The 23,642-nt window shown below is 37.8% G+C and carries 23 protein-coding genes and 2 pseudogenes; 17 read left to right on the top strand and 8 right to left on the bottom strand.

Annotation, left to right across the window (positions count from 1 at the left end; all coding sequences use genetic code 11):
* Nucleotides 1-638: 638 nt before the first annotated feature.
* The 7 genes and pseudogenes from ACFILT_RS08395 to ACFILT_RS08365 all read right to left on the bottom strand — a co-directional run bounded on the left by ACFILT_RS08395 (nt 639) and on the right by ACFILT_RS08365 (nt 10,403).
* On the bottom strand, nt 639-2,627 hold the full coding sequence (locus ACFILT_RS08395) for a MacB family efflux pump subunit (RefSeq protein WP_375679897.1): 1,989 nt from the start codon (nt 2,625-2,627) through the stop codon (nt 639-641).
* Between the two features lie 3 nt (nt 2,628-2,630).
* Entirely contained in the window at nt 2,631-3,857 is a 1,227-nt protein-coding gene (locus ACFILT_RS08390) for an efflux RND transporter periplasmic adaptor subunit (protein WP_375679896.1), read from the bottom strand.
* Nucleotides 3,854-5,335 carry an efflux transporter outer membrane subunit gene (locus ACFILT_RS08385; RefSeq protein WP_375613163.1) on the bottom strand — a complete coding sequence of 494 codons (1,482 nt, stop codon included), beginning with the start codon at nt 5,333-5,335 and terminating at the stop codon, nt 3,854-3,856. The genes ACFILT_RS08390 and ACFILT_RS08385 overlap by 4 nt, the downstream gene beginning before the upstream one ends.
* A gap of 61 nt (nt 5,336-5,396) precedes the next feature.
* Entirely contained in the window at nt 5,397-6,212 is an 816-nt protein-coding gene (locus ACFILT_RS08380) for an exodeoxyribonuclease III (RefSeq protein ID WP_375628723.1), read from the bottom strand.
* A 33-nt stretch (nt 6,213-6,245) separates the two neighbouring features.
* Entirely contained in the window at nt 6,246-6,854 is a 609-nt protein-coding gene (locus tag ACFILT_RS08375; RefSeq protein ID WP_375617820.1) for an outer membrane lipoprotein carrier protein LolA, read from the bottom strand.
* A gap of 122 nt (nt 6,855-6,976) precedes the next feature.
* Nucleotides 6,977-7,243: pseudogene (locus ACFILT_RS08370) on the bottom strand (DNA translocase FtsK); the annotation flags it as partial.
* Between the two features lie 718 nt (nt 7,244-7,961).
* Nucleotides 7,962-10,403: a DNA translocase FtsK 4TM domain-containing protein gene (locus ACFILT_RS08365; protein WP_375679895.1), complete on the bottom strand. Its 2,442-nt coding sequence runs from the start codon at nt 10,401-10,403 to the stop codon at nt 7,962-7,964.
* 743 nt (nt 10,404-11,146) lie between these two features.
* Here ACFILT_RS08365 and ACFILT_RS08360 point away from each other — a divergent pair.
* A complete protein-coding gene (locus ACFILT_RS08360) occupies nt 11,147-12,424 on the top strand; it encodes a ubiquinone biosynthesis hydroxylase (RefSeq protein WP_375678350.1) in 1,278 nt (425 codons plus the stop codon).
* A gap of 1,582 nt (nt 12,425-14,006) precedes the next feature.
* Here ACFILT_RS08360 and ACFILT_RS08355 read toward each other — a convergent pair.
* Nucleotides 14,007-14,294, bottom strand: coding sequence for an H-NS family nucleoid-associated regulatory protein (locus ACFILT_RS08355; RefSeq protein ID WP_015857007.1), 288 nt, complete (start codon nt 14,292-14,294; stop codon nt 14,007-14,009).
* Between the two features lie 128 nt (nt 14,295-14,422).
* On the opposite strand from ACFILT_RS08355, the gene ACFILT_RS08350 reads away from it, so the two are divergent.
* The 16 genes and pseudogenes from ACFILT_RS08350 to ACFILT_RS08275 form a co-directional block, all read left to right on the top strand.
* Complete coding sequence (locus ACFILT_RS08350) at nt 14,423-15,037, top strand: hypothetical protein (RefSeq protein ID WP_375679894.1); 615 nt, start codon at nt 14,423-14,425, stop codon at nt 15,035-15,037.
* Complete coding sequence (locus ACFILT_RS08345) at nt 15,037-15,666, top strand: TrwN protein (RefSeq protein WP_375678348.1); 630 nt, start codon at nt 15,037-15,039, stop codon at nt 15,664-15,666. Before ACFILT_RS08350 ends, ACFILT_RS08345 begins: the two co-directional genes overlap by 1 nt.
* A gap of 117 nt (nt 15,667-15,783) precedes the next feature.
* Complete coding sequence (gene korA, locus ACFILT_RS08340; RefSeq protein WP_375613158.1) at nt 15,784-16,083, top strand: KorA family transcriptional regulator; 300 nt, start codon at nt 15,784-15,786, stop codon at nt 16,081-16,083.
* The gene (trwL, locus tag ACFILT_RS08335; RefSeq protein ID WP_375679893.1) at nt 16,046-16,369 is read left to right on the top strand and encodes a VirB2 family type IV secretion system major pilin TrwL; all 324 of its coding nucleotides are present in this window, start codon (nt 16,046-16,048) and stop codon (nt 16,367-16,369) included. Before korA ends, trwL (ACFILT_RS08335) begins: the two co-directional genes overlap by 38 nt.
* 82 nt (nt 16,370-16,451) lie before the next feature.
* Nucleotides 16,452-16,766, top strand: coding sequence for a VirB2 family type IV secretion system major pilin TrwL (trwL, locus tag ACFILT_RS08330; RefSeq protein WP_375678344.1), 315 nt, complete (start codon nt 16,452-16,454; stop codon nt 16,764-16,766).
* A 78-nt stretch (nt 16,767-16,844) separates the two neighbouring features.
* On the top strand, nt 16,845-17,168 hold the full coding sequence (trwL, locus tag ACFILT_RS08325; RefSeq protein WP_375679892.1) for a VirB2 family type IV secretion system major pilin TrwL: 324 nt from the start codon (nt 16,845-16,847) through the stop codon (nt 17,166-17,168).
* A gap of 56 nt (nt 17,169-17,224) precedes the next feature.
* A complete protein-coding gene (gene trwL / locus ACFILT_RS08320) occupies nt 17,225-17,545 on the top strand; it encodes a VirB2 family type IV secretion system major pilin TrwL (RefSeq protein ID WP_375679891.1) in 321 nt (106 codons plus the stop codon).
* 79 nt (nt 17,546-17,624) lie between these two features.
* Nucleotides 17,625-17,948, top strand: coding sequence for a VirB2 family type IV secretion system major pilin TrwL (trwL, locus tag ACFILT_RS08315; RefSeq protein WP_375679890.1), 324 nt, complete (start codon nt 17,625-17,627; stop codon nt 17,946-17,948).
* Between the two features lie 56 nt (nt 17,949-18,004).
* Nucleotides 18,005-18,325 (top strand): VirB2 family type IV secretion system major pilin TrwL, encoded by a 321-nt coding sequence (gene trwL / locus ACFILT_RS08310; protein WP_375679889.1) that lies wholly within the window; start codon nt 18,005-18,007, stop codon nt 18,323-18,325.
* A 62-nt stretch (nt 18,326-18,387) separates the two neighbouring features.
* On the top strand, nt 18,388-18,708 hold the full coding sequence (gene trwL / locus ACFILT_RS08305) for a VirB2 family type IV secretion system major pilin TrwL (protein ID WP_375679888.1): 321 nt from the start codon (nt 18,388-18,390) through the stop codon (nt 18,706-18,708).
* An 82-nt stretch (nt 18,709-18,790) separates the two neighbouring features.
* A complete protein-coding gene (gene trwL / locus ACFILT_RS08300; protein WP_375679887.1) occupies nt 18,791-19,111 on the top strand; it encodes a VirB2 family type IV secretion system major pilin TrwL in 321 nt (106 codons plus the stop codon).
* 244 nt (nt 19,112-19,355) lie between these two features.
* A complete protein-coding gene (locus ACFILT_RS08295) occupies nt 19,356-19,667 on the top strand; it encodes a conjugal transfer protein (protein WP_375678342.1) in 312 nt (103 codons plus the stop codon).
* Nucleotides 19,668-19,679: 12 nt separating this feature from the next.
* The gene (locus ACFILT_RS08290) at nt 19,680-19,988 is read left to right on the top strand and encodes a type IV secretion system protein VirB3 (protein WP_375678341.1); all 309 of its coding nucleotides are present in this window, start codon (nt 19,680-19,682) and stop codon (nt 19,986-19,988) included.
* A gap of 2 nt (nt 19,989-19,990) precedes the next feature.
* Nucleotides 19,991-22,462: a VirB4 family type IV secretion/conjugal transfer ATPase gene (locus ACFILT_RS08285; protein WP_375679886.1), complete on the top strand. Its 2,472-nt coding sequence runs from the start codon at nt 19,991-19,993 to the stop codon at nt 22,460-22,462.
* The gene (locus ACFILT_RS08280) at nt 22,459-23,226 is read left to right on the top strand and encodes a type IV secretion system protein (protein WP_375652483.1); all 768 of its coding nucleotides are present in this window, start codon (nt 22,459-22,461) and stop codon (nt 23,224-23,226) included. Before ACFILT_RS08285 ends, ACFILT_RS08280 begins: the two co-directional genes overlap by 4 nt.
* 191 nt (nt 23,227-23,417) lie before the next feature.
* Nucleotides 23,418-23,642 (top strand): annotated as a pseudogene (locus tag ACFILT_RS08275) (trwi protein); the annotation flags it as partial.

Genomic DNA, 23,642 nt, shown 5'->3' with positions numbered 1-23,642 from the left:
AATTTGCACCACCTTCTGCAAAACTAAAAGTGAGAAATCCTCATAACCTCTTTTCCGAAAATCTTAAAAAGACTAAACGAAACCTCTTAAACTGCTCAACTATCTCGATACCAGTTCATTTTTTTGGAAGAACGGAGGTTTAAGCTGTTTTTGGCATCAACCTTCTTTTTTGTTCTTTTGTTTGTTAGCAGATATACTATTCACTTCCCCCGCCTCTTTTTAGGTTAAATCTTAAGAATCGTCGCGCAGTATATTTTATTTGTCCTCCTCTTCACATCTCAGAAGACGAGAATTTTTAACAAAATTCAGTCTGCAAGCAATCTCATTCTAACGGGTTCTATTTAATTTCTCCTTAATAGGATTTACTTCCATAAGACTCGACAAGAAAGATTTAAAATATTCATCATGCATTCTCAAAACATTTAATGCCTCAAGAAGGCTTATATGCCTACCATATCTCACATGATGGGGTGCCCTATAAAACATTCACCTCTAGTGGTACGCTCCACTTAATGAACAAAGCGTTTTCTAAAATAGAGCAGCAAATAATGCTAAACTTTTTCCATTCATGTTTCGCTTCATAAATGCTTCATCCAAGTGGAAAGCATCACGAACAAACATGCCCCAATTGATAAAGCTTAATCGCGTGAAAGAGCGACAACAGGGTCAAGCCGTGAAGCTTGCCGCGCTGGAGAAAAGCCAAAACATATTCCTATGAGGGTTGAAAAAGTAAGAGACATAATGATCGATTCAATAGTATAAACCAAATGAATAGGTGCCTTAAACAGAAGAAACAAGCCACCGATAGAAAGTCCAAGCAAGATCCCCAAACCACCACCAATCACACAAACCAAAATCGCTTCAATGAGAAATTGCTGTAAAATATCACTTTGCCGTGCACCAACTGCCATACGCACGCCGATTTCATTGATCCGCTCAGAAACAGTGACCAACATAATATTCATCACCCCAATACCCCCCACAACCAGGGAAATAGCTGCAATTGAAGAAATTAAAAGTGTTAAAATATTTGTACTCTCCATAACACGTTCACGGAAAAATTCAGAATTTCTAATGAAAAAATCTTCCCCGCCATGCCGCATAATGAGAAAACGTTTTATCATGGTCTCCGCTAAATATGAATCAATATCATCAGCAATCCTAACGGTAATCGCACGAACTTCTGTTGTACCAAGAAAACGCGTCTGCACTGTTGTATAGGGTAAATAAAGCTGTAAAGTATTTGATGTATCTCCACTTGCATTATTTTGCGAATCAACAACACCAATAATACGCGCAGGAACATTACCCACATTCACCACCTTTCCAAGGGGGCTTTCATGGCTATGGGGGAAAAGAACAGACAATGCTTCTTTCTCGATCACGAGATCAACCGCCCGATCATGGACACTTTTTTGATCAAAAAACTGTCCTTTGAAAACTTTGAGCCCCTGTGTCTGAAAAAATTGTTCTCCCACCCCCGCAATAATGGCATTGACTTCAACTGCACCAAAACGCACTTTCGAGCTTGCTGAAATCTGTGGTGTTACACCAGAAACATAAGGTAATCCAGACAAGGCTTCTGCATCAGCTTCAACCAAACTGGTTATTTTTTCTGCTTGTGGATCAGAAAAACTTTTACCAGGAAAAATGGTTAATGTATTAGTACCCAAACTTTTAAAATTTTCCAGAATTTTCTCTCGTGTACCATTCCCTAAAGCCACCATAGCAATAATCGCCCCAATACCGATAATCACCCCAAGCATTGTTAGAAAAGTCCGCATGCGATGTGCATTCATTGCCAACAGAGCCATCACAAACGCCTCACGGAATCGCTCAACAAAAGAACGAAAAAAGCCCAGTTTTTGTTGGCCTTTTAGATTTTGTTGTTCCTGAAGAGATTTTCCACCAACTTTTGTTTTTGCAACCTTTGACCGCTTATCAGCAATAATTTCCCCATCACTGATTTCGATAATACGCTCTGCTCTTTCAGCCACCTGCATATCATGGGTTACAATGATAATGGTACGCCCCTCTTGATGAAGTTCATCCAAAATATGCAATACTTCTTGCCCACTCTTTTTATCCAATGCACCAGTTGGCTCATCCGCAAGAATGACCTCCGCATTATTCATGAGCGCCCGAGCAATAGAAACACGTTGTTGCTGACCACCAGAAAGCTGATTTGGACGATGATTTATCCGATCCCCCATGCCCAAACGCGTTAAAAGATCCTGTGCCCGCTGTTTCCTTGCTTCCACGGCACATCCCGCATAAATAGCCGGAATTTCAACATTACCAAGAGCTGTCAATTCATTCAACAAATGGTAACGCTGAAAAATAAAACCAAAATGATTACGTCGCAAAGCCGACAATTCATCCGCAGAAAGGGAAGCTGTTTCTTTACCAGAGATCCAATAACGACCAGAAGTTGGACGATCAAGACAGCCTAAAATATTCATCAAGGTCGATTTACCTGAACCGGAAGCACCTACAATTGCCACCATTTCACCACGTTTAATGGTAAGATTGATGTTTTTCAAAACGGTAACAAACGCTTCGCCCGCAGGAAATTTGCGCACAATATTTTCCAAGACGAAGACAGCATCTGCTTGATTTGTGCTCATGCTTTAACTCTCGTCTTCGCTATGCATGTGAGAAGACTCTGGCATCACTCCATCAGACGAACTGGTGACGACGACATCACCCTCGTTAAGTCCTGAAATAATCTCTGCCATAACCTTATTATTCAACCCAACGCTCACCTGTTTAGTAACCACCTTATTTTCCCCCACCAAAACAGAAACCCATGCTTTACGCTCTCTTGTCTCATCGCGTAAAGCATCACTTGGAACCAACAAGACATTCTGCGCGCGCCCTAAGATAATATGAACTTGAGCAGTCATATAGGTTCGCAAAAAATTGTCCGCATTATCAACATGTAGAATTCCATTGTAATAGATAGCCGATGATATTAAAGCACTAGAACCACTCACCATACCAGGATTAATACTCACATCAGCACGAATTGCTTCAGGAGCCGGCTCTACTTTTTCTAAAACGCCTTCATAACGACGCTGTGAATTACCTAGAACTGTAAAATAAAGTGGTTGTCCAGCTCGGACTTTAAGAACATCTGCTTCTGAGATTTGCGCCTTGATCGTCATCTTTGATAAATCACCCAAAATAACAATCGTTGGCGCCGACTGAACCGCATTCACATTCTGCCCTTCTTCCACAACTGTTGCCAAAACCGTTCCCGCTGAAGGGGCAGTGATGCGTGTATAACCTAAATTAACCTCTGCACTCTCCACATCAATTTGTGCTTGCACAATCTGCTGACGAAGTTGTTCAATTTGCGCCTCGCGTATTTTCACCTGTGTCGTAGCCTCATCGAGGTTCGCACGTGAAACCGCACGTGTTTCAATCATTTTTTTCTGACGCTCTAAATTTTTCTGTGCAAGAGAAAGATAGGCTTCTTGTTCTACCAAACTCGCATAATAATGCGATAATGCTGCTTTTTTTCTTTTTAAATCATTTTCCTGATCTGTAGGATCAATTTCTGCCAAGAGATCGCCTTCTTTCACAACACTCCCAGGGGAAACATGCATTGACACCACACGCCCTGTTGCTCGCGCACCAACAGCCACCAACCGGTAAGGACGTACAAGACCAGCAGCTAAAACACTTTCCTCAATATCCCCACGTTTCACCACCGCTGTTATATAAGTTGGAGTAGATGTTCCAAAAAAAACAGAACGTAACCATAACAACAAGAGAATGAGAAATATAGCAGTTAAAAAGAAGGAAAGTTTTTTGTGTTTTGTAATGAAATTTTTGAGTAAGTTTTTTTTCATTTCCCTACCTTTGCACGCGAACGAGGTGCATTATCAACGACTTCTGGACGCGATACATCAACAACGCCATCCCAGCCCCCCCCCAATGCTTTCATCAACGTGATATATTGCGTAACCAAAGAAACACGGCTATCTTTAAGCGCCATTTGTGCAGAATAATAAGAGCGATCAGCATTTAACAATTCAAGAAAACTAGTATTTCCATTCTCAAAAAGGTTCCGTGAAAGTTTTAAGGAATGAAGAGAAGCTTTATTCGCAACGATTAGCTTTTCTAAGCGTTGATGTTCCTTCGTTAATCTTACAAGCGCATTTTCTACATCTTCTAAAGCTTCCAACACAGCAGCTCGATAAGTAATAAAAGCTTGATCACGCTGCGCGCGCGCTACCGCAATAGAAGCCTCGACCTGACCTCCATTAAAAAGAGGAAAACGAAGACCAGGTCCAAAAGACCAGCCAATCGTTGAATTTTTCCATAATTGATCAATTGCCGTTGCTGCTGTCGAAATATTACCTGTTAAAGTAAGTGATGGATAACGATCTGCTTCACGTTGACCAATCCGTGCTGTCGCTTGCGCATATTGACGCTCTGCCCGTCGTAAATCCGGACGTGTTAACAAAATATCGGCTGGAATTCCTGCTGGTATCGGCCAGCGTGGTTGTGGAATCTTTGCATGCTTAGCATTTTTTTGTAAAAGATCCTTCAATGCCGTAGGCACACGACCAGTTAAGACAGAAAGGCGATGAACGCTCATTGCTAAATTCGCTTCCATCTGTGATATATCTGCTTCTGTATTTGCCATTTGTGCTTGCGCATTTGAAACATCAAGCTCAGAAACATCACCAGCTGTTAATCTAGCGCGCATCAGTTCATAAGTTTTACGTTGTGATACAGCAATTTGCCGCACAATAAACAACTTTTGTTGCCAACCACGCATTTGCACATAATTTGTTGCCACATCTCCTAGTAATGTCACCATGGTAGCGCGCATATCTTCCACAGCCGCATCAAGGCCATAACGCGCTGCTTCAACCGCACGTTTATGCCCACCAAAAAAATCCAGCTCCCAGCTTGCATCAAAACCACTACTATACTGGTTGAACAATGCATCAGACTGTCCAGAACGACTACGGGTTCCTGAAATTGAATTGGACACATTTGGCAAAAGAGTTCCCACAACCTGTCCTAAACCCGCACGCGCCTCACGTACCCGAGCTTTGGCAACAGCAACATTATTATTTCCAGAAATCGCGTAATCCATTAACGCATCTAGAACAGGATCATTCAAATGCCGCCACCATCCGGCAAGCGCAACGGGCTGCCCTGCAGTCTGTGCAGATTTTTCTCCCCAAACTGCTGGAACACGAAAAGATGTTTTCTGGTAATTAGGACCAACCATACATCCTGACAAAAGCAAACACAACAAGACACTAAAAAATAATCCACGAGAAGCGCCCCATTTGAGATTTCTGATATACATCCAGTCTCCCGCATTCTTTCAGAATCATTATTTAATATTAATACTTTATTTACCTCTTATTTCAAACTTGACGTGAAAAATCAAATACAGTTTGCACAGGAATATGATCTGAAGGGCGTTCCCATCCGCGCGCATCACGAAAAATCGAAAGATCTACAACAAAAGGAGCTAAATCTTGAGAAGACCAAATATGATCAAGCCGCCGCCCATAATCGGTAAATGCCCAATCGCGAGCACGATAACTCCACCATGTGTAAAGCTTGGTAGGAACAGGAATATGCAACCGCATCAGATCAACCCATCCACCTTGACAACACAAATCCTGCAAACGCTCGGTTTCAATGGGAGTATGGCTTACAACCTTCAACAATTGCTGATGAGACCAAACATCCTCTGCCAAAGGAGCAATATTTAAATCTCCCACCAAAAGAGAAGAAAGACCATCGCCTTGATCCGCACGAATGGAGGACATTTCTTCTAAAAAATCAAGCTTATGACGAAACTTTTCATTCACATCAGCATCAGGGATATCTCCCCCAGCAGGAACATAAAAATTATGAATCCGCAAGCTTCTCCCATGGGCTTCCACAATAACTGAGATATAACGGCAATCTTGGTTTTGACAAAAAAAACGCTTTTCTACCTTTTTAAAAGGCAAACGAGAAACAATAGCCACCCCGTTATAAGATTTTTGTCCACTCAATGCGATATGCTTATAACCCGCTGCTTCAAAAGCCTCCACTGGAAATAAAGCATCTGGACATTTTGTTTCCTGTAGACACAAAACATCTGCGGAAAAGAGATTCAAATACTGAAAAACCTGTGCAAGACGCAAACGAATAGAATTAATATTCCAAGTCGCAATACGAAAGAACATTTGTTTTAATCCCAATGACGTAACACTCTTTCTTCATTTCTTCGAAGGAAGTGTGAACATCCCATTAGCGAACCGGACGTCTGTCCGCACATTCATAATCTGCACAGTAGTTTCCAAATTTTGTTGGTCAACAATTGTCCACTGTCGCAAAGCAGAGCCTTTAGAATCAAAAACCATCCTTATTTGCCCTGCCCCAATCGTTTTATCACGCAGAACAATCGTTACAGCCCCTGGATCTTCGCGAAATGCGAACAAGCGCCCAGAAGATACATCAATTTTATCATCCAACAAAAATTTCATTGGCGTTTGCGAAAGTTGTGAAAAGTTCCAAGTATTCAAAGCCCGATTGTTAATACCTACAAATTGGCCATCTGAAATAATCTGTAAAGGCATTTTTTTGTAAATGAAACGAATTTTCCCTGGGCGCTCTAAATAAAATGTCCCCTGAGACATTTTTCCCTTTGGACTAAACTGAATAAAATCACCTGTCATTGTTTTGATTGCCGCAAAGTGATTCACAACATTTTGCGCCTTTATCACTTTATTAGATGCTTGCGAAAAAACAGGAACAGTTAAACACCAAAAGATAATAATTCCCACCAACCCAAAGACTCTTCTTTGCGGTAAAAAAGACGTTTTCATAAAAAATGCTCCCAAGCAATACTTAATTGACTTTATAATTCATAACTTAAGTGATCAACGACGAATAAATACCCTTCTTTATAAGATATAAGATATTGTTTGAAAAAAATATCAAAAGATTTTTAAAAGTATTCTTCTTCGACAGTCTCCAAAATTTTTCGCTTACCCATATCATTAGCTGGACTAATGATGCCTTCTTCTTCTTCTATCCTTTCGATCAATGTGGCGGCACAGTTATAACCAATGCCTAAACGACATTGAATATAAGAAGTTGAAGCCTTACGATCACGAAGCATAATAGCAACAGCTTGACAATAGGAATCATCTGCTAAAGAAAAAGCTAAAGAAACATCCTTTTTTATTTCTTGCGGTATCGTTTCCAAATAATCAGTCTGCGTTTAAGTTTCCGAAATCATCAAATTTTCCTGCTTTTCTGCTGATTTTCTAAACGCATAATATATTCTTTCCCACCCCTAATCTATGAAGCAACATAAATTATAGTCAATACATAATGGATTAAGGACTAAACATATTACTCGCGAACCTAAAAGCTCTTTTAAGTGGCAAAAATGCTTTTTTGACTTCCTTCTCACCCAAAAGAATAAAAATTTTCACCAGAACCGTTCTGTAAACAATTTGGAGTTTAGCAAATTTCACTTAGCTTACCACCCCATATAATTCATTTATATTAAGACTCGACAGATCAGCCTTGCCCTAAATATTTAGAGCGCACTTAAAAAGACACTTAAATATCAAGTCTTACATGCTTTTACACCCCTACACTCGCAATAACATTATTTTATACCAAGATATTGATTTATAATAATTTATCTTTTTAACTTAAATCATAACGCCAAATACAATAAGATTCTTTCATCATATACTCTCTCATATTGAATCAATTCAAATCATTTGCTTGCACGTTACAAGCAAGATTGGTGTATGGATAAAAGTTATATAAGATAAAGAATCCCCTTATAAGGAGTCTCAAGTACCAAGGAGCTATCGCAAATTGAGAGCTGGTATATGAAAATGCAGACTTTCTACGATACAATAGGATAAACACTTGTTTTACAAGGTATTATAAAAAACAACTATAAAGATTTTTCAAAAGCGCTCTTCTTCAGCAGGCACTAAAATTTCTCGTTTCCCTGCGTGATTTGCTGGACTAATAATACCTTCTTCTTCCATCCTCTCAATCAATGTCGCAGCGCGGTTATAACCAATGCCTAAACGGCGTTGAATATAAGAGGTCGAAGCCTTACGATCACGAAGCACAATAGCAACAGCTTGACTATAGGGATCATCTTCTGAAGGAGAAGACAAAGAAACATCAGCACCATCCTCTTCAACTTCTTGCGTAATTGTTTCTAAATAATCCGGTCGTGCTTGCGCTTTGAGATGCGCAACAACCTGCTCCACTTCATCATCCGCAACAAAAGGCCCATGCACACGCTGAATACGTCCTCCTCCCATCATAAAGAGCATATCTCCTTGTCCCAATAATTGCTCGGCCCCCTGTTCGCCTAAAATTGTTCGGCTATCAATTTTTGAACTCACAGAAAAAGAAATACGTGTAGGAAAATTGGCTTTGATCGTCCCAGTAATAACATCGACGGAAGGACGCTGTGTCGCCATAATTACATGGATACCGGCAGCACGTGCCATTTGTGCTAAACGTTGAACCGCTCCTTCAATATCTTTACCAGCAACCATCATCAAATCAGCCATTTCATCAATAATGACAACAATATAGGGCATAGGACTAAAATCAAGTGTTTCCGTTTCATAAAGAGGCTCACCAGTCTCACGATCAAATCCAACTTGAATTGTCCGCACCATTGTCTCTCCCTGACTTGCAGCTTCCCTAAGACGTGCATTAAACCCATCAATATTACGAACGCCTAGTTTTGACATTTTACTATAGCGTTCTTCCATTTCACGAACAGCCCACTTTAAAGCAATCACGGCTTTTTTAGGATCTGTCACCACGGGTGTTAATAAATGGGGAATGCCATCATAAACCGAAAGCTCAAGCATTTTCGGGTCCACCATAATGAGACGACATTGTTCAGGTGTCATACGATAAAGCAATGATAAAATCATTGTATTGATAGCAACAGACTTTCCCGATCCTGTTGTACCAGCAACCAAAAGATGGGGCATTTTTGCTAAATCTGCAACAACAGCTTCCCCCCCGATTGTCTTACCCAAAGCAAGTCCTAGCTTGGCTTTGCTGTCAATAAATTCTTGCGCCTGCAACATTTCTCGTAAATAAACCATCTCACGCTTTGCATTAGGCAATTCTATTCCAATAACATTACGTCCTGGAACCACCGCAACACGCGCCGAAATTGCACGCATCGAGCGTGCAATATCATCTGCCAAACCAATGATACGGGAAGACTTAATGCCTGCAGCCGGTTCAAATTCATACAAAGTTACCACCGGTCCAGGACAAGCATCTATAATTTTGCCTTTGACCCCAAAATCTAACAAAACCCCTTCAAGCTCCTGAGAATTTGCTCTTAAAACAGCAGGAGAAAGTTTTGCATCCTTAACAGACGGTGGTGGAACCGAAAGATAATCTACAAGAGGAAGAACAAAACCACCCTTTGAAGAAGCTGTTAAAGACTTTCGATTTTTAACAGGAGAAACATAGGCTTTATTTTGATTTTCCTCACACTTTACTTTTTCACCTAAAAAAGTTGGCTCAATCCGATCAAATGGCTTTCCTTGCCCTTTACTCTGAAAACGCCTTTTGAAACAGAATAAACGAAAAAAACGCGCTTGTAAAAAATAAAAAAGATGCAAAAGAGCGCCACAAGTTGTCGCAAAAAAACCATGATTTTCACGATCCTCCTCTGCGGCATATTCCGTATCTTCTTCCAACTCAAAGACTGGATTAACGATTTCGTCTTTTGGAATGCTTTTTTCTTTTCTTTTCTTTGTTCGATGCCGCCATATCACATTACCAGCAAAAGCAGCGGTGAAAAAACCTAAAAGAATAAAAACAACACTGAAAAACACCGTGTAAGGAGGAGAAAGAAAAAGAGGAAAGACTGAAGAAGCAACACTTAAAACTTTATCCCCTAAAACCCCTCCCAACCCCATTGGCAATGGCCAATAAGTAAAAGAAGCAACAGGTGACATAAGGGCAAAAGCAATTAAAAAACAAATCGTTGATAGCACCCATAAAAAAAAGCGCAAAGTCAAATTGTAGATATTCTTTTGCGCCAACAAGAGAAAAGACCAAAATAACGGTGGCAACAAAACAGAAAGACTTGCCAAGCCAAAAAACTGCATAATAAAATCTGAAAAAATTGCCCCCATCCACCCCATAAGGTTTGTAACCTCATTTGTACTTGCATGGGTTAAAGATGGGTCCGCAACATTCCACGTCGCCAAAGCAAACACACAAAAAATAATAAAGCCCAAAAGCCCGAGCCCAATAAATACTCCTATCTGACGTAAAAACATCTCAATAAGACGCGAACCTTGAGAATTTCGCACTTCTAATGAATCATAAGGAGAAGAACTTCGGTGCATCTATCAATTCCAAATACAAAACTTTCATATTTTAAAGAGTTATAACTCCCTCTCTCTCTTAAAAAAGAATGAAGCTTAAACTCTGTGCCGATTTGTAAACAAATCGCCTGTAAACAATCCGACTTCTTATCTAGCGCGTTCTACCTTCTAACCACTTCATATCATTCATATACCCACCACCCTAAGAGACAATCGTTCATAAGGCGCACAAAAAGCTCTCCCTGAATATTTATCACACGATCAACCAAAAACACCTCATGTGTAAAGTGTTACATGGGTGCTATAGGCACCTTCCTAAACAAATAATATTTTTTACGCTACATCATGATAACGGCAAAATATGAATACTGTTTTAACCATCACGAATGACCACAATTTTTTATCTATTTTTATCTATCATACTAACGAAATGGCTCCCTTCAGGACAAGCATACTGAAGTAACTCACACAACTTAAAAAATACACGACCATCTTTGTTTATTTTTAGTTTTCTTTTTTATCAACCAAGTGTAAAAAGAATTGAAGAAGATATTTAAAAAAGCTTATCCGATAAATCTGTAAGATGAATCACATAAATGATTAAGCAGAAAAACTCTGAAAAACCAATCTGTCATCAGATTGGCGCTAAAAAGAAACCTCGTTTTTGTAAAGCAGAGAGAAAAGTAAAAGTTAAGATATTTTAGGCAATGTAAAAAGATATTCTTTTTAAAAGAAAGCAAACTATAAACAATGGAAGAAGTATTGTGTGTTCTAATCGCAATAAAAACGTACAACCCAATAAAAAAATTAAATCTCATAAAACTAAACAATGTGATCTGCTCATTGCAGGGGGGGCAGCTGTCGGTTTAACCCTAGCGATAGCACTCAAGCAAACAGCCCCTAATCTGAAAATAAAAATCGTTGATGCTGCGCCACAAGGAGATACCCCTGCTTCTAACATACGAACCATTGCCCTTGCTGCTGCTTCTATTCGTATGTTAAAACAATTACAATGTTGGGAATCTATAAAACCCTATGCGCAACCCATTCATTCAATGATCATCACAGATACAAGCACAAATGATCCTGTCAAACCCACTCTTTTAACCTTTGAAGGCGACATTAATCCCGGTGAGCCCTTTGCTGCTATGGTAGAGCATAGAGAACTCATCAACACTTTAAAAAAACGTGTCAAAGGTCTCAATATCCCTGTTATTACAAACACCCGTGTCATTGATTTTCATCAAGAAGATCAACATACAACCGTCACTTTAAATAATGAAGAGGTTTGGCAAACAAAATTGCTTATTGCAGCTGACGGAGCCCATTCGAAATTACGCCAAAAAGCAGATCTTAAAAACTTTTCTCATCCCTATAAACAAACAGCAATCATCTGCACAGTTGAACATGAAAAACCCCATAATGGTCAAGCAATTCAACATTTTTTACCTGCCGGTCCTTTTGCTCTTCTCCCTCTCAAAGGCAACCGATCCGCCATTGTGTGGAATGAAGATCATAAAACTGCGCAATATTATCTCAAAGCTGATGCACTTATTTTTGAAACAGAACTCGAAAGACGCATTGGCCATCGATTAGGCAAACTCTCTTGGGATGGCGAACGTCAAGCTTTTCCTTTGAGTCTTTCTTTAACACGTCAATGCGTTAAACCACGTTTTGCTCTCGTTGGCGATGCCGCCCATACCATCCACCCCATTGCAGGACAAGGACTCAATTTAGGATTACGCGATAGCGCTGCGCTGGCTGAAGTGATTATTGAAACAGCACGACTAGGTCTTGACATTGGCTCCCTCACGGCTTTAGAGCGCTATCAAAGCTGGAGACGTTTTGAAATTGTCCGTATGGCTTTAAGCAATGATTGGCTTAATAAACTCTTTTCTAATGATAGCCTTCTTTTACGGATGCTCCGCGATACCGGACTTGGAATCATTAATCAAGCACCAAAAATAAAAAAATACTTCATTCAAGAAGCTGCCGGACTCACTCCAAATGCCCCACGTCTTCTACACGGCTTCCCACTTTAAGAAAAAATTCATACTATTTCACTTTTTTTACAACCTTTCCCTTCCTCCTTCAAAGAACAAAAAATTCCTATCTCATCCAATCTGTTTACAAACCGGATTCCTGTCGAGTAATTTTTCTTGACTTCCTCCTCCCATATTTCACTTAACATAAAACTCGACAAGCAAGCTACATTATGAGAGTATTCACTACGCACTGAAAAAAACGTTTAATATCTCAAAGAGGTTGCTTTATATCACCACACCTTAAAAGAAGCCATTTCACGGCATAATAAAATAAACAAGACTTTTTAGCACACAACACTTTTATTTATAATAATAAGTTCATTGTTCTCATATTGAGTGAGAAATCTAAAGATCATAAAATACCCTTATTTCAAATCTCTCTCATGTTGAAGCAATCAAAATCATTCGCTTGCACATCACAAGTGAAAGTGTCGTATAAATAAAACAATTAAACAAAGCGACAAAAGCCTCCCTCTCTCAAGAACTAAGGACTTTAGCAATATTGGAGGCGAGTAAAGTATATAATGGCACCGGCTTATACTTTTTATTGAAGTAAAAATGGTGGTGTACAATGGATTTTATATGCTCATAGGGGCTTTTACGTTATACTATTCACGAGAAGCGCCATAAAATAAGCTTCGTTGCATTGAAAAACTTTTCTTTTAAAAAAGCGCGTAAATTGGAAACACAAATGCATTCCGTTTGGGGCATTCTGTTTCTCAGACAAACTCTTTAACTTATTGTGGAATACCACACAATTTTAGAAAAAATACTCCGATATATAACAAAGTGTTCCGCACTCTATACCATCACACACAATTGTAAAACCGCATATCATTCCCCTATTTCACACCATAAAAGAAGATAAACTGCAATAGAAATAATCCAATCCTTTTATTTTCAAATACGCTCTTTATTCATTATTCATAAACGCTCATAAATGAATTTTAATCACAAACGCTCAGAAATATGTCATAAATTCTATAAAACCCATAACAGCCATAGAAATTTTCCATTTTTCTACATACTCACTCATCTCAACTAAACGAACGATAAATAAAGTAAATGCCTCATATATAATCTCACAGAAAAAAGACCAAACAAAATCTATAACATCAGGCTTGTTCTACAGAACAGTATTTCAAAAATATAAGTATGCTAATTTATTAACATATTAATTGATAAAATTATCATTTTACATATTGAGTTAAAATCCCTATGCAATAAATTATTCTCATTTCGACCATTTTTGTAAATAATCAATAAAACTATTTATTTACATAGACTAAAAAGAGCAACGTTAATGAAACGATAAAAAGAAGTAAAATATCCCCCCTCTCTCACATGCCAAAAGCAATTACAATATTCCAATCTGGCATCATCATTATGCTTGCCAGATTATGACAACAAGACCTTTTGCATTTAAATAAATTGTTCACGCTCCCTATCATTGTATTTGGTAACTCAATACTTTAATATATTCGTTCAGTATGTTTATACAATTAAATTACCCAAAAGAGCATACTTCTTGCATTTACATTCCTTGGTATTCCCTTATCTTGTAAAGATCGCACACGTGTTACGTTACTTCGAGTTCATCAAGTGTATACCCATTCTCCAACCACTCTTTAATCCACTTAGGTCTACGTCCACGCCCATTCCATAATTCCCATTGGTTATTAGGATTTCTATAATGGCGCTCTTTGCTCACAAGATCAGCGATATCAATTCCATGGGCATTAGCAATTTCAAGAATTTTTCGTCGCGCATTTTGCTTTTCCTTTGCTTGCCGTTTTTTTAATTCCACATCGATTTGTGTACGCATCTCTTGTAGTTCATCAAAATTCATATTTTTGAGATCATTCACCTTAATTACTCCCCTTGCAAAAAAGAATCTTTTCTTGCCATATTTTAAACACAATTATAGACAATTTCTGTCTATTTATTATCGAAATTAAAATTACGATACATATATCACTTTGACGGAGATGTGCTTTGAGCCACAAAGAACTGTTTATTGGTATATCAACTACCACCACTGCATCTTTTTTCAGTTCAATTACTGGAACTACTAAATGCAGTGCTCAAACACCATCACACCTCTCTGACTCTCATGAATCAGTAGTCAAAAGTAAATATAAATCGTCACTCTATAAGTTATGGCAATACGCAACAAAGAACAAGCCCTCTCTATATAATGATAGTGTAGTTCATTATGACAAGAAAACCTCCCCTCATACACAACGGCTTTTTACTTCGTATAAATTTTTTTTAAAAAGATTTTTGCAACTAGAGAATTATATAAAACAAGCAGCTTCAATACAGTATCAAAGATTATTATTTTTTAAAAGCAGCGCCTTTCTTCGTGATTCCAATAATATTGGTTGGCGTAATGTGCTCTATTTTATTCCACACTTTTATCTTGTTGGTTGGATATTCGCATATATTAGAAATACTCTTAGAAGAGAACAAAGCAATAATCACAAGGAATATTCTAAACTAAACAATCTCATTCTGCAAATTTATAAAATCAAAAGACAACGAGAAAAAGCACAACACAGAATTAGCATTTGTATTAATAAAATTCTTCATAATAAGGTGTATTGCTAATGATTGTTCCAGATTTCACATTTTTTGCTGCTGCATACATATCCAATACGCCCTCCATGACATTTTCAGTTGTTGCCGAACAAGAAGCGCGGGACAATGTCTATGTAACAGATGATAAAGATAACTTCTTCTATCAATCATCTCAGCTTAAGGAAACAATCGCAACAGCTGAACAGAGTGAACATAATTTTAACATAATTTTAGGGCAAATTGGTGTTGGAAATGTGAAATTGTTTTCTCTATTTGATGCATTTGATTTTTGCAGAAATCTTACAGCTGCACAAAGCGCTTTAACTTACTGCTATGAACAAACAACATCAAAGTGCGTCTTTGAAAAAGCGACTTTGCAGTTTGTGCTGGATTTTTACAATACAGAAAACTCAAGCCACACCCGTATGCAAAAAGTTACTTCATATATTGGAGTAAAAGCTGCTGTACGAGGAAATGAAGACTTGCAGGAGCCTGTAAAGCTTAAAAAAGAAGAACCAGAACAGACAACTAAAGTAGATTCTCTTTCTCTCTCTTCAAAAGGAGAAGAAGATGCATTTACACATAAAGAAAGTAGCGCCCACGATGCTTTCTCAGCTGAAGATTTTTCTTCATCGAGAAGATCACTGAGTGATGACTGATATTTTCACGAAAACCTAGAATTTTGATAGGATATTATAATGAAAGGTAGATAAGAAAATGTTAAAGCTCTAATTAGTAAGATTGAACAAAATCTCTTCTAATTGAGGGCAAAGATAATGAAAATGATAGAACAAAACAGCGTTGATATGGCATTTAGTCAAAAAGCAGCACGTGAGATTACAGTCGTGATGCTTTCAGAAAGAGAATGGTATTTCACATTTATTTCTGATGATCCAATTACCGGAAAGCCAAATAAATATACATTACTTACACAAAGAGGAAAACTAAGAACTTGGGCTGATCCAAAATATCTCTTTAAGTTTCTTCATGAAAGAGGGGTCATTTGTGGGAGTTTTAATCTTAATCAGGATAAAGAACATGAAACAATTAAATATTCTTCACACAACAGCTCGTAATAAAATTGCTGCGTTTTCTGCAGCTTTAACTGTGTTTTTTATGGGTAGTTCAGCTCATGCACAAGCCCAAGCAAAAACTTTAAAAAATGCGGAGACAGCTCTAAAGGGTTTACAAGGCGATATTGAAAAAATTATACCTATTGCTGCTGCTATTATACTATTATGCTTAGCAATTGGTTATGCAGGACGCTACATCGGAAAAGACACATTTGTACGGTGGGCAATCGGGGTCGTTATCGCAGGTTCAGCAACCCAACTTGTTTCACTGCTATTTAAAACAACATAATAATGGCATTAATTATAAATTGTAAAATACAATATGTTTATTTATATAAAAATATTATTTAGAATTTTAATAAGAGTGAGATATGCAAAATTTAATTAATCTCAAATCGGAAAGTAACAACAAAATCATCGCATTTTCTGCTGCTATGACTGCGTTCTTTATGAATAATTCTGCTTATGCCCAACCATCCGTTCTAAAAAATGCATCGAACGCTCTAACAGATTTACAGAAAGACTTGAAAGCAATTATCCCTATTGCTGCTGCTGTTATACTTTTATGTTTAGCAATTGGCTATGCAGGACGCTACATCGGAAAAGACACATTTGTACGGTGGGCAATCGGTGTTGTCATCGCAGGTTCTGCAACCCAACTTGTTACACTGCTATTTACAAAATAGTAACAATAGCATTAGTTATAAATACAATATGTTTATTTATATAAAAAATATTATCTAGAATTTTAATAAGAGTGAGATATGCAAAGTTTAATTAATCTGAAACCGAAAAGTAACAACAAAATCATCGCATTTTCTGCTGCTATGATTGCGTTCTTTATAAATAGTTCTGCTCATGCACAAGCCAAACCATCGGTTTTAACAAATGCATCGGACGCTCTAACAGCTTTACAGACAGATTTAAAAGTGATTATTCCTGTCGCTGCTGCTGTTATACTTTTATGCTTAGCAATTGGTTACGCAGGCCGCTACATAGAAAAGGATACATTTGTACGGTGGGCAATCGGGGTCGTTATCGCAGGTTCAGCAACCCAACTTGTTACTCTGCTATTTAAAACACCATAATAATGGCATTAATTATAAATACAATATGTTATCTAGAATTTTAATAAGAGTGAGATATGCAAAATTTAATTAATCTCAAACCGAAAAGTAACAACAAAATCATCGCATTTTCTGCAGCTATGACTGCGTTTTTTATGGATAGTTCTGCTTACGCCGCCAGCGCAAGCGTTTTACAAAATGCAGAGACAGCTCTAACAGATTTACAGACAGATTTAAAAGTGATTATCCCTATCGCTGCTGCCGTTATACTGTTGTGCTTAGCAATTGGTTATGCAGGACGCTACATCGGAAAAGACACATTTGTACGGTGGGCAATCGGTGTTGTCATCGCAGGTTCTGCAACCCAACTTGTTACTCTGCTATTTAAAACAGCGTAATAATAGCATTACATAAATTATAAAATACAATATGTTTGTTCATATAAAAATATTATCTAGATTTTAATAAGAGTCAAATATGCAAAAATTAATTAGTATTCAATCGAAAAGTAACAACAAAATCATCGCATTTTCTGCTGCTATGATTGCGTTCTTTATAAATAGTTCTGCTCATGCACAAGCCAAACCATCGGTTTTAACAAATGCATCGGACGCTCTAACAGCTTTACAGACAGATTTAAAAGTGATTATTCCTGTCGCTGCTGCTGTTATACTTTTATGCTTAGCAATTGGTTACGCAGGCCGCTACATAGAAAAGGATACATTTGTACGGTGGGCAATCGGGGTCGTTATCGCAGGTTCAGCAACCCAACTTGTTACTCTGCTATTTAAAACACCATAATAATGGCATTAATTATAAATACAATATGTTATCTAGAATTTTAATAAGAGTGAGATATGCAAAATTTAATTAATCTCAAACCGAAAAGTAACAACAAAATCATCGCATTTTCTGCAGCTATGACTGCGTTTTTTATGGATAGTTCTGCTTACGCCGCCAGCGCAAAGGTTTTAACAAATGCAGAGAAGGCTTTAGGAGATTTACAGGGCGATATTCAAAAAATTATACCTATCGCTGCTGCCGTTATACTGTTGTGCTTAGCAATTGGTTATGCAGGACGCTACATCGGAAAAGACACATTTGTACGGTGGGCAATCGGTGTTGTCATCGCAGGTTCTGCAACCCAACTTGTTACTCTGCTATTTAAAACAGCGTAATAATAGCATTATATAAATTATAAAATACAATATGTTATCTAGAATTTTAATAAGAGTGAGATATGCAAAATTTAATTAATCTCAAACCGAAAAATAACAACAAAATCATCGCATTTTCTGCAGCTATGACTGCGTTTTTTATGGATAGTTCTGCTTACGCCGCCAGCGCAAAGGTTTTAACAAATGCAGAGAAGGCTTTAGGAGATTTACAGGGCGATATTCAAAAAATTATACCTATTGCTGCTGCCGTTATACTGTTGTGCTTAGCAATTGGTTATGCAGGACGCTACATCGGAAAAGACACATTTGTACGGTGGGCAATCGGGGTCGTTATCGCAGGTTCAGCAACCCAACTTGTTACTCTGCTATTTAAAACAACATAATAATGGCATTAATTATAAATTGTAAAATACAATATGTTTATTTATATAAAAATATTATCTAGAATTTTAATAAGAGTGAGATATGAAAAAATTAATTAATCTCAAACTGAAAAGTAACAACAAAATCATCGCAATTTCTGCAGCTATGACTGCGTTCTTTATGAATAATTCTGCTTACGCCGCCAAAGCGAGTACTTTAACAAATGCAGAGAGCGCTTTAGAAGGTTTACAGGGCGATATTCAAAAAATTATACCTATTGCTGCTGCCGTTATACTGTTGTGCTTAGCAATTGGTTATGCAGGACGCTACATCGGAAAAGACACATTTGTACGGTGGGCAATCGGGGTCGTTATCGCAGGTTCAGCAACCCAACTTGTTACTCTGCTATTTAAAACACCATAATAATGGCATCAATTACAAATAATACAATACAATACGATACGTTTATACGATGGGCAATCAGTATTATTATCGTGCCCTCTACAACCAAACTTACTGCAATATTATTGAAAGGTAATTCATGAATCAGTATAATACGTAATGTTTTTAATATCCATCGATTATAGGTGTGTACTAGTAATAATGTAGCCATACTGAAAAAAGGAATATTATTTATAGCAACTTTAATTAAAAGGGGATAAAGGATATGAAACAATCAAATACGTTTCAAGCGAAGACGTGCAACAGGATTAATGTTATTATTATCACTTCAATGATGTTATTAATAACGCAATCTGCATATGCTCAGATGGAAACAGAGAGCTTGGATGCCTTCATAGGAATGCAATATGGATTAAGTATACTTATTCCTATCGTCGCCATCATTATTCTTTTATTTCTTTTGCTTATTTATATATTTCGCATCATCGCAAGAGCTACATTTATACGATGGGCCTTCAGCGTCATTATTGCTGGTGCAGCCTTTTATATTAGCCACATATTATTTCACCTCCACTGACAAGAGCACCCCATGAAATCACAAGAACAAAAAGAATTCCCCCTATTCAAAGGAGCAACACGTGTTCCAACGGTATGGGGTGTCCCCATGATGCCATTTATCGTTATGGTTATGGGGGTCGCTGTTATTGCCATGACAGTAAGTATCTTTTTGTGGATTATGGCGCCTCCATTATGGTTCATTATGGTGCAAATTACTAAAAACGATGATAAGGCGTTTCGTATCTGGTGGTTATGGATCGATACTAAATTTCGCAATCGCAACAAAGGTTTTTGGGGCGCATCAAGTTATAGTCCCTCTGATTATAGTAAAAGGAGATAAACATGACAGCTGTTGAAAGCAGCAAACGCCTTGCATCAGAGACACCTGTAAGCCTGTTTCTGCCTTATTCACATCATATTACAGATACGATTATTTCTACTAAAAATGCGGAATATTTGTCAATTTGGAAAATTGACGGGCGTTCGCATCAAAGCGCTTCAGAAGAAGATATTTTTCAATGGATAAAAGAGCTTAACAATACTCTACGGGGTCTTGCATCAGCCAATTTATCATTTTGGACGCATATTGTGCGCCGCCGTGTTTATGAATATCCTGATTCAACATTTGATCAAATGTTTTGCTATCAACTTGATGAAAAATATCGACAAAGCTTTACTGGTTATAATTTGATGGTCAATGATTTATATCTGACTGTCATTTTTCAACCGATAGCGGATAAAATTATGTCGTTCTTTTCTAAACATGAACGTGAAACGCTTGATCAAAAAAAGATGCGACAAGACACATGTATCAAAGAACTCAATGACATCAATCGTACTTTAGGCCAATCTTTAAACCGTTACGGTGCAGAACTTCTTGGTGCTTATGAAAAAAATGGGCATGTTTATTCTTCTGCACTTGAATTCCTTGGAATGCTTGTCAATGGTGAATATCGCCCTATGCCAATTTGCCATGACCGTTTTGCTGACTATATGTCTGTCAATCGACCTTTTTTCTCAAAATGGGGCGCTCTTGGTGAACTGCGAACAACCAGTGGAATGCGTCGATTTGGAATGCTTGAAATTAAAGAATATGATGCAACAACCAAACCAGGACAATTAAATGTTTTGTTGGAAAGTGACTTCGAGTTCGTATTGACGCAGAGCTTTTCGGTGCTCTCCCGACATGCTGCTAAAGACTATTTACAACGGCATCAGCGTAATCTGATTGATGCACGAGATGTGGCAACGAGCCAAATTGAACAAATTGACGAAGCACTAAACCAGCTTATCAGTGGGCATTTTGTCATGGGAGAACATCACTGCACATTGACGATCTATGGTGATACAATTCAACAAGTTCGCGACCATATGGCCAAAGCAAGTGCAGCATTACTAGACGTTGCGGTACTGCCTAAACCTGTAGACTTAGCGATAGAGGCTGGCTATTGGGCACAACTTCCTGGCAATTGGAAATGGAGACCACGTCCTGCTCCGATTACATCATTGAACTTTTTATCATTTTCATCTTTTCATAATTTTATGTCAGGAAAACCCACTGGCAACCCATGGGGACCAGCCGTCACAATTCTTAAAACAACCAGTAAAACACCGCTTTATTTCAACTTTCATGCCTCCAAACTTGAAGAGGACTCGACAGATAAACGTTTACTTGGTAATACCGCACTTATTGGACAATCTGGTTCCGGTAAAACCGTGTTACTCGGCTTTTTGTTAGCACAAGCACAAAAATTTAAGCCGACAACTGTTGTTTTTGATAAAGATCGTGGCATGGAAATTGCCATTCGAGCGATGGGTGGAAAATATTTAACATTCAAGCCAGGCAGAAAAAGTGGTTTCAATCCTTTCCAACTCCCACCAACACAAGAAAATCTGATTTTTTTGAAACAATTTGTTAAAAAATTGGCAGAAGCTGGTGGTGAGGTCACGCATCACGACGAGGAGGAAATTAACAAAGCTGTTATGTCTGTTATGAGCAGTAATATTGACCAATCACTCCGTCGTTTGTCCTTTCTGGTACAATTTTTACCAAATCCACGTTTAAGTGATTATAATGCTCACCCATCTGTTCATGCTCGCTTACTAAAATGGTGTGAAGGTGGTGATTATGGATGGTTATTTGATAATCCCCATGATGCTCTTAATCTCTCAACACATCAAATTTACGGCTTTGATATCACGGAATTCTTAGATAATTTTGAAACTCGCACTCCAGTGATGATGTATTTGCTTTACCGCACAGAAGGCATGATTAGCGGACAGCGGTTTATGTATATCTTTGACGAGTTTTGGAAGCCTTTGCAAGATCCGTACTTTGAAGATTTAGCCAAAAATAAACAAAAGACCATCCGTAAACAAAATGGTATTTTTGTTTATGCAACACAAGAGCCTAGCGATGCCTTGGAAAGTAATATTGCCAAAACACTCATTCAACAGTGTGCAACTTACATTTTTCTAGCCAATCCCAAAGCAAATTATGAAGATTATACAAAAGGCTTTAAACTAACAGATGCCGAATTTGAACTCGTTAAAGGACTTGGTGAGTTTAGTCGCCAATTCCTCATTAAGCAGGGTGATCAATCTGCGCTTGCAGAACTGAGTCTTGGTAAATTCCATCTGACACGCGATGGAAAAACCATCGAACACGACTTTAGTGACGAGCTCTTAGTGTTATCAGGAACGCCTGATAACGCGGAGTTAGCCGAAAGCATTATCGCAGAAGTTGGTGATGATCCGGCAATATGGTTACCAATTTTCTTACAGCACGCAAAAAATGACAGGAGGGAAACATGAAAAAAAAGGTCATTTCAATAGTAGTTGTAATAACTTTAGGGATTTCAAACCCAGCGATGGCTTGGGTTTGGGGCGCTGGGGCGGCGGATTTATCGGCATCCGTTCCAACGAAGTGGCCCAATTTTTTTGGAAGTTCATCTTCAAATACATCAAAGTCTAAAAAAACTCCACAGCAAAAGAAAGCGCCACCTGATGCCCAACTTCTCGATATGCTAAAAAAACACCTTGAGGAAGTAAAAAAGATACACGAGTCTATAACGGGAAGCCAAAAATTCGATACTAAAAAACTTAAAAATGTACAAACAGATCACAGTAGCTTTTTTCTCAAAAATCCAGAGAATCTCTACAATAGAAATAAAACTTCTGCTCTATCTACATCACTTGAAAATATTTTAAAAGAAGAAGAAATTCCTGTCACTATCCATGAATCTAGCAGTTTTATCAACAAGCGTATCCAATATGCCGCCATCACTGACAAAGCCGTAAGTTTAAAAACTTTTCAAGAAGCAAACAATCGTTTTCAGCAAATTGAAGAACTATTAAACGAGATCACGACAACAAAAGATCTAAAAAGTATTGCCGAGTTACAAGCACATATAATTGGAATGCTTGCTATGCTACAAAATGAAACAGCAAAACTACAAATGGTTACACATTTACGCAATGCTGAACATACACTTATCAAACAACAGAAAGATAAACATAACATAAAAATTTTGAATAGTAAAAACACGAACATGCCTACCATAAGATTCATTAGGTAAAGCTTTTTGTAGCAATATTTTGTATATTATTTTTCCTGTATGCTCGTAAAAAGAAAAAGTTAATGCGTAATACTCAATTCTCTCTCATAGATCGAAAAGGTCTACGAAGTTTCATTTTATCCTTAAAAAAATTCAACGAAAAATACTTAAAAAGCATATAAAAAATTGAAAATTCGTTAAAGAGGAATTCCATGAACTTTACAGTGTTCACGCAACTTTTCAATAAAATTGATCAGATAACAAAAACATATGTCACGGATCTTTCCTCAAAAACAATTGTTACAATTACACCCTTTGTATCAATCGGTATCACAATCGCTTTCATCATCTACGGATGGCTCATCATTCGTGGCGCTATAGATATGCCTCTCTCCGGATTTGTAAATCGTTTCCTACGGATAAGTATTATTACTTCA

The organism is Bartonella sp. AP7XZML, from assembly GCF_042195745.1.
Lineage (GTDB): Bacteria > Pseudomonadota > Alphaproteobacteria > Rhizobiales > Rhizobiaceae > Bartonella.
Note: the sequence above shows the minus strand (reverse complement) of the source record. Positions and strands in the feature narration are given on the sequence as shown.

Bases quoted from the DNA above. Each gene is read 5' to 3' on its own strand.
- ACFILT_RS08365 (WP_375679895.1), bottom strand. From the start codon at position 10,403: ATGCACCGAAGTTCTTCTCCTTATGATTCATTAGAAGTGCGAAATTCT.
- trwL (WP_375679889.1), top strand. From the start codon at position 18,005: ATGCAAAATTTAATTAATCTCAAACCGAAAAGTAACAACAAAATCATC.
- trwL (WP_375679892.1), top strand. From the start codon at position 16,845: ATGCAAAGTTTAATTAATCTGAAACCGAAAAGTAACAACAAAATCATC.
- ACFILT_RS08375 (WP_375617820.1), bottom strand. From the start codon at position 6,854: ATGAAAACGTCTTTTTTACCGCAAAGAAGAGTCTTTGGGTTGGTGGGA.
- trwL (WP_375679893.1), top strand. From the start codon at position 16,046: ATGAAACAATTAAATATTCTTCACACAACAGCTCGTAATAAAATTGCT.
- ACFILT_RS08345 (WP_375678348.1), top strand. From the start codon at position 15,037: ATGATTGTTCCAGATTTCACATTTTTTGCTGCTGCATACATATCCAAT.
- trwL (WP_375679890.1), top strand. From the start codon at position 17,625: ATGCAAAAATTAATTAGTATTCAATCGAAAAGTAACAACAAAATCATC.
- trwL (WP_375679891.1), top strand. From the start codon at position 17,225: ATGCAAAATTTAATTAATCTCAAACCGAAAAGTAACAACAAAATCATC.
- korA (WP_375613158.1), top strand. From the start codon at position 15,784: ATGAAAATGATAGAACAAAACAGCGTTGATATGGCATTTAGTCAAAAA.
- trwL (WP_375679887.1), top strand. From the start codon at position 18,791: ATGAAAAAATTAATTAATCTCAAACTGAAAAGTAACAACAAAATCATC.
- trwL (WP_375679888.1), top strand. From the start codon at position 18,388: ATGCAAAATTTAATTAATCTCAAACCGAAAAATAACAACAAAATCATC.
- trwL (WP_375678344.1), top strand. From the start codon at position 16,452: ATGCAAAATTTAATTAATCTCAAATCGGAAAGTAACAACAAAATCATC.
- ACFILT_RS08385 (WP_375613163.1), bottom strand. From the start codon at position 5,335: ATGTATATCAGAAATCTCAAATGGGGCGCTTCTCGTGGATTATTTTTT.
- ACFILT_RS08285 (WP_375679886.1), top strand. From the start codon at position 19,991: ATGACAGCTGTTGAAAGCAGCAAACGCCTTGCATCAGAGACACCTGTA.
- ACFILT_RS08280 (WP_375652483.1), top strand. From the start codon at position 22,459: ATGAAAAAAAAGGTCATTTCAATAGTAGTTGTAATAACTTTAGGGATT.
- ACFILT_RS08290 (WP_375678341.1), top strand. From the start codon at position 19,680: ATGAAATCACAAGAACAAAAAGAATTCCCCCTATTCAAAGGAGCAACA.
- ACFILT_RS08395 (WP_375679897.1), bottom strand. From the start codon at position 2,627: ATGAGCACAAATCAAGCAGATGCTGTCTTCGTCTTGGAAAATATTGTG.
- ACFILT_RS08295 (WP_375678342.1), top strand. From the start codon at position 19,356: ATGAAACAATCAAATACGTTTCAAGCGAAGACGTGCAACAGGATTAAT.
- ACFILT_RS08390 (WP_375679896.1), bottom strand. From the start codon at position 3,857: ATGAAAAAAAACTTACTCAAAAATTTCATTACAAAACACAAAAAACTT.
- ACFILT_RS08380 (WP_375628723.1), bottom strand. From the start codon at position 6,212: ATGTTCTTTCGTATTGCGACTTGGAATATTAATTCTATTCGTTTGCGT.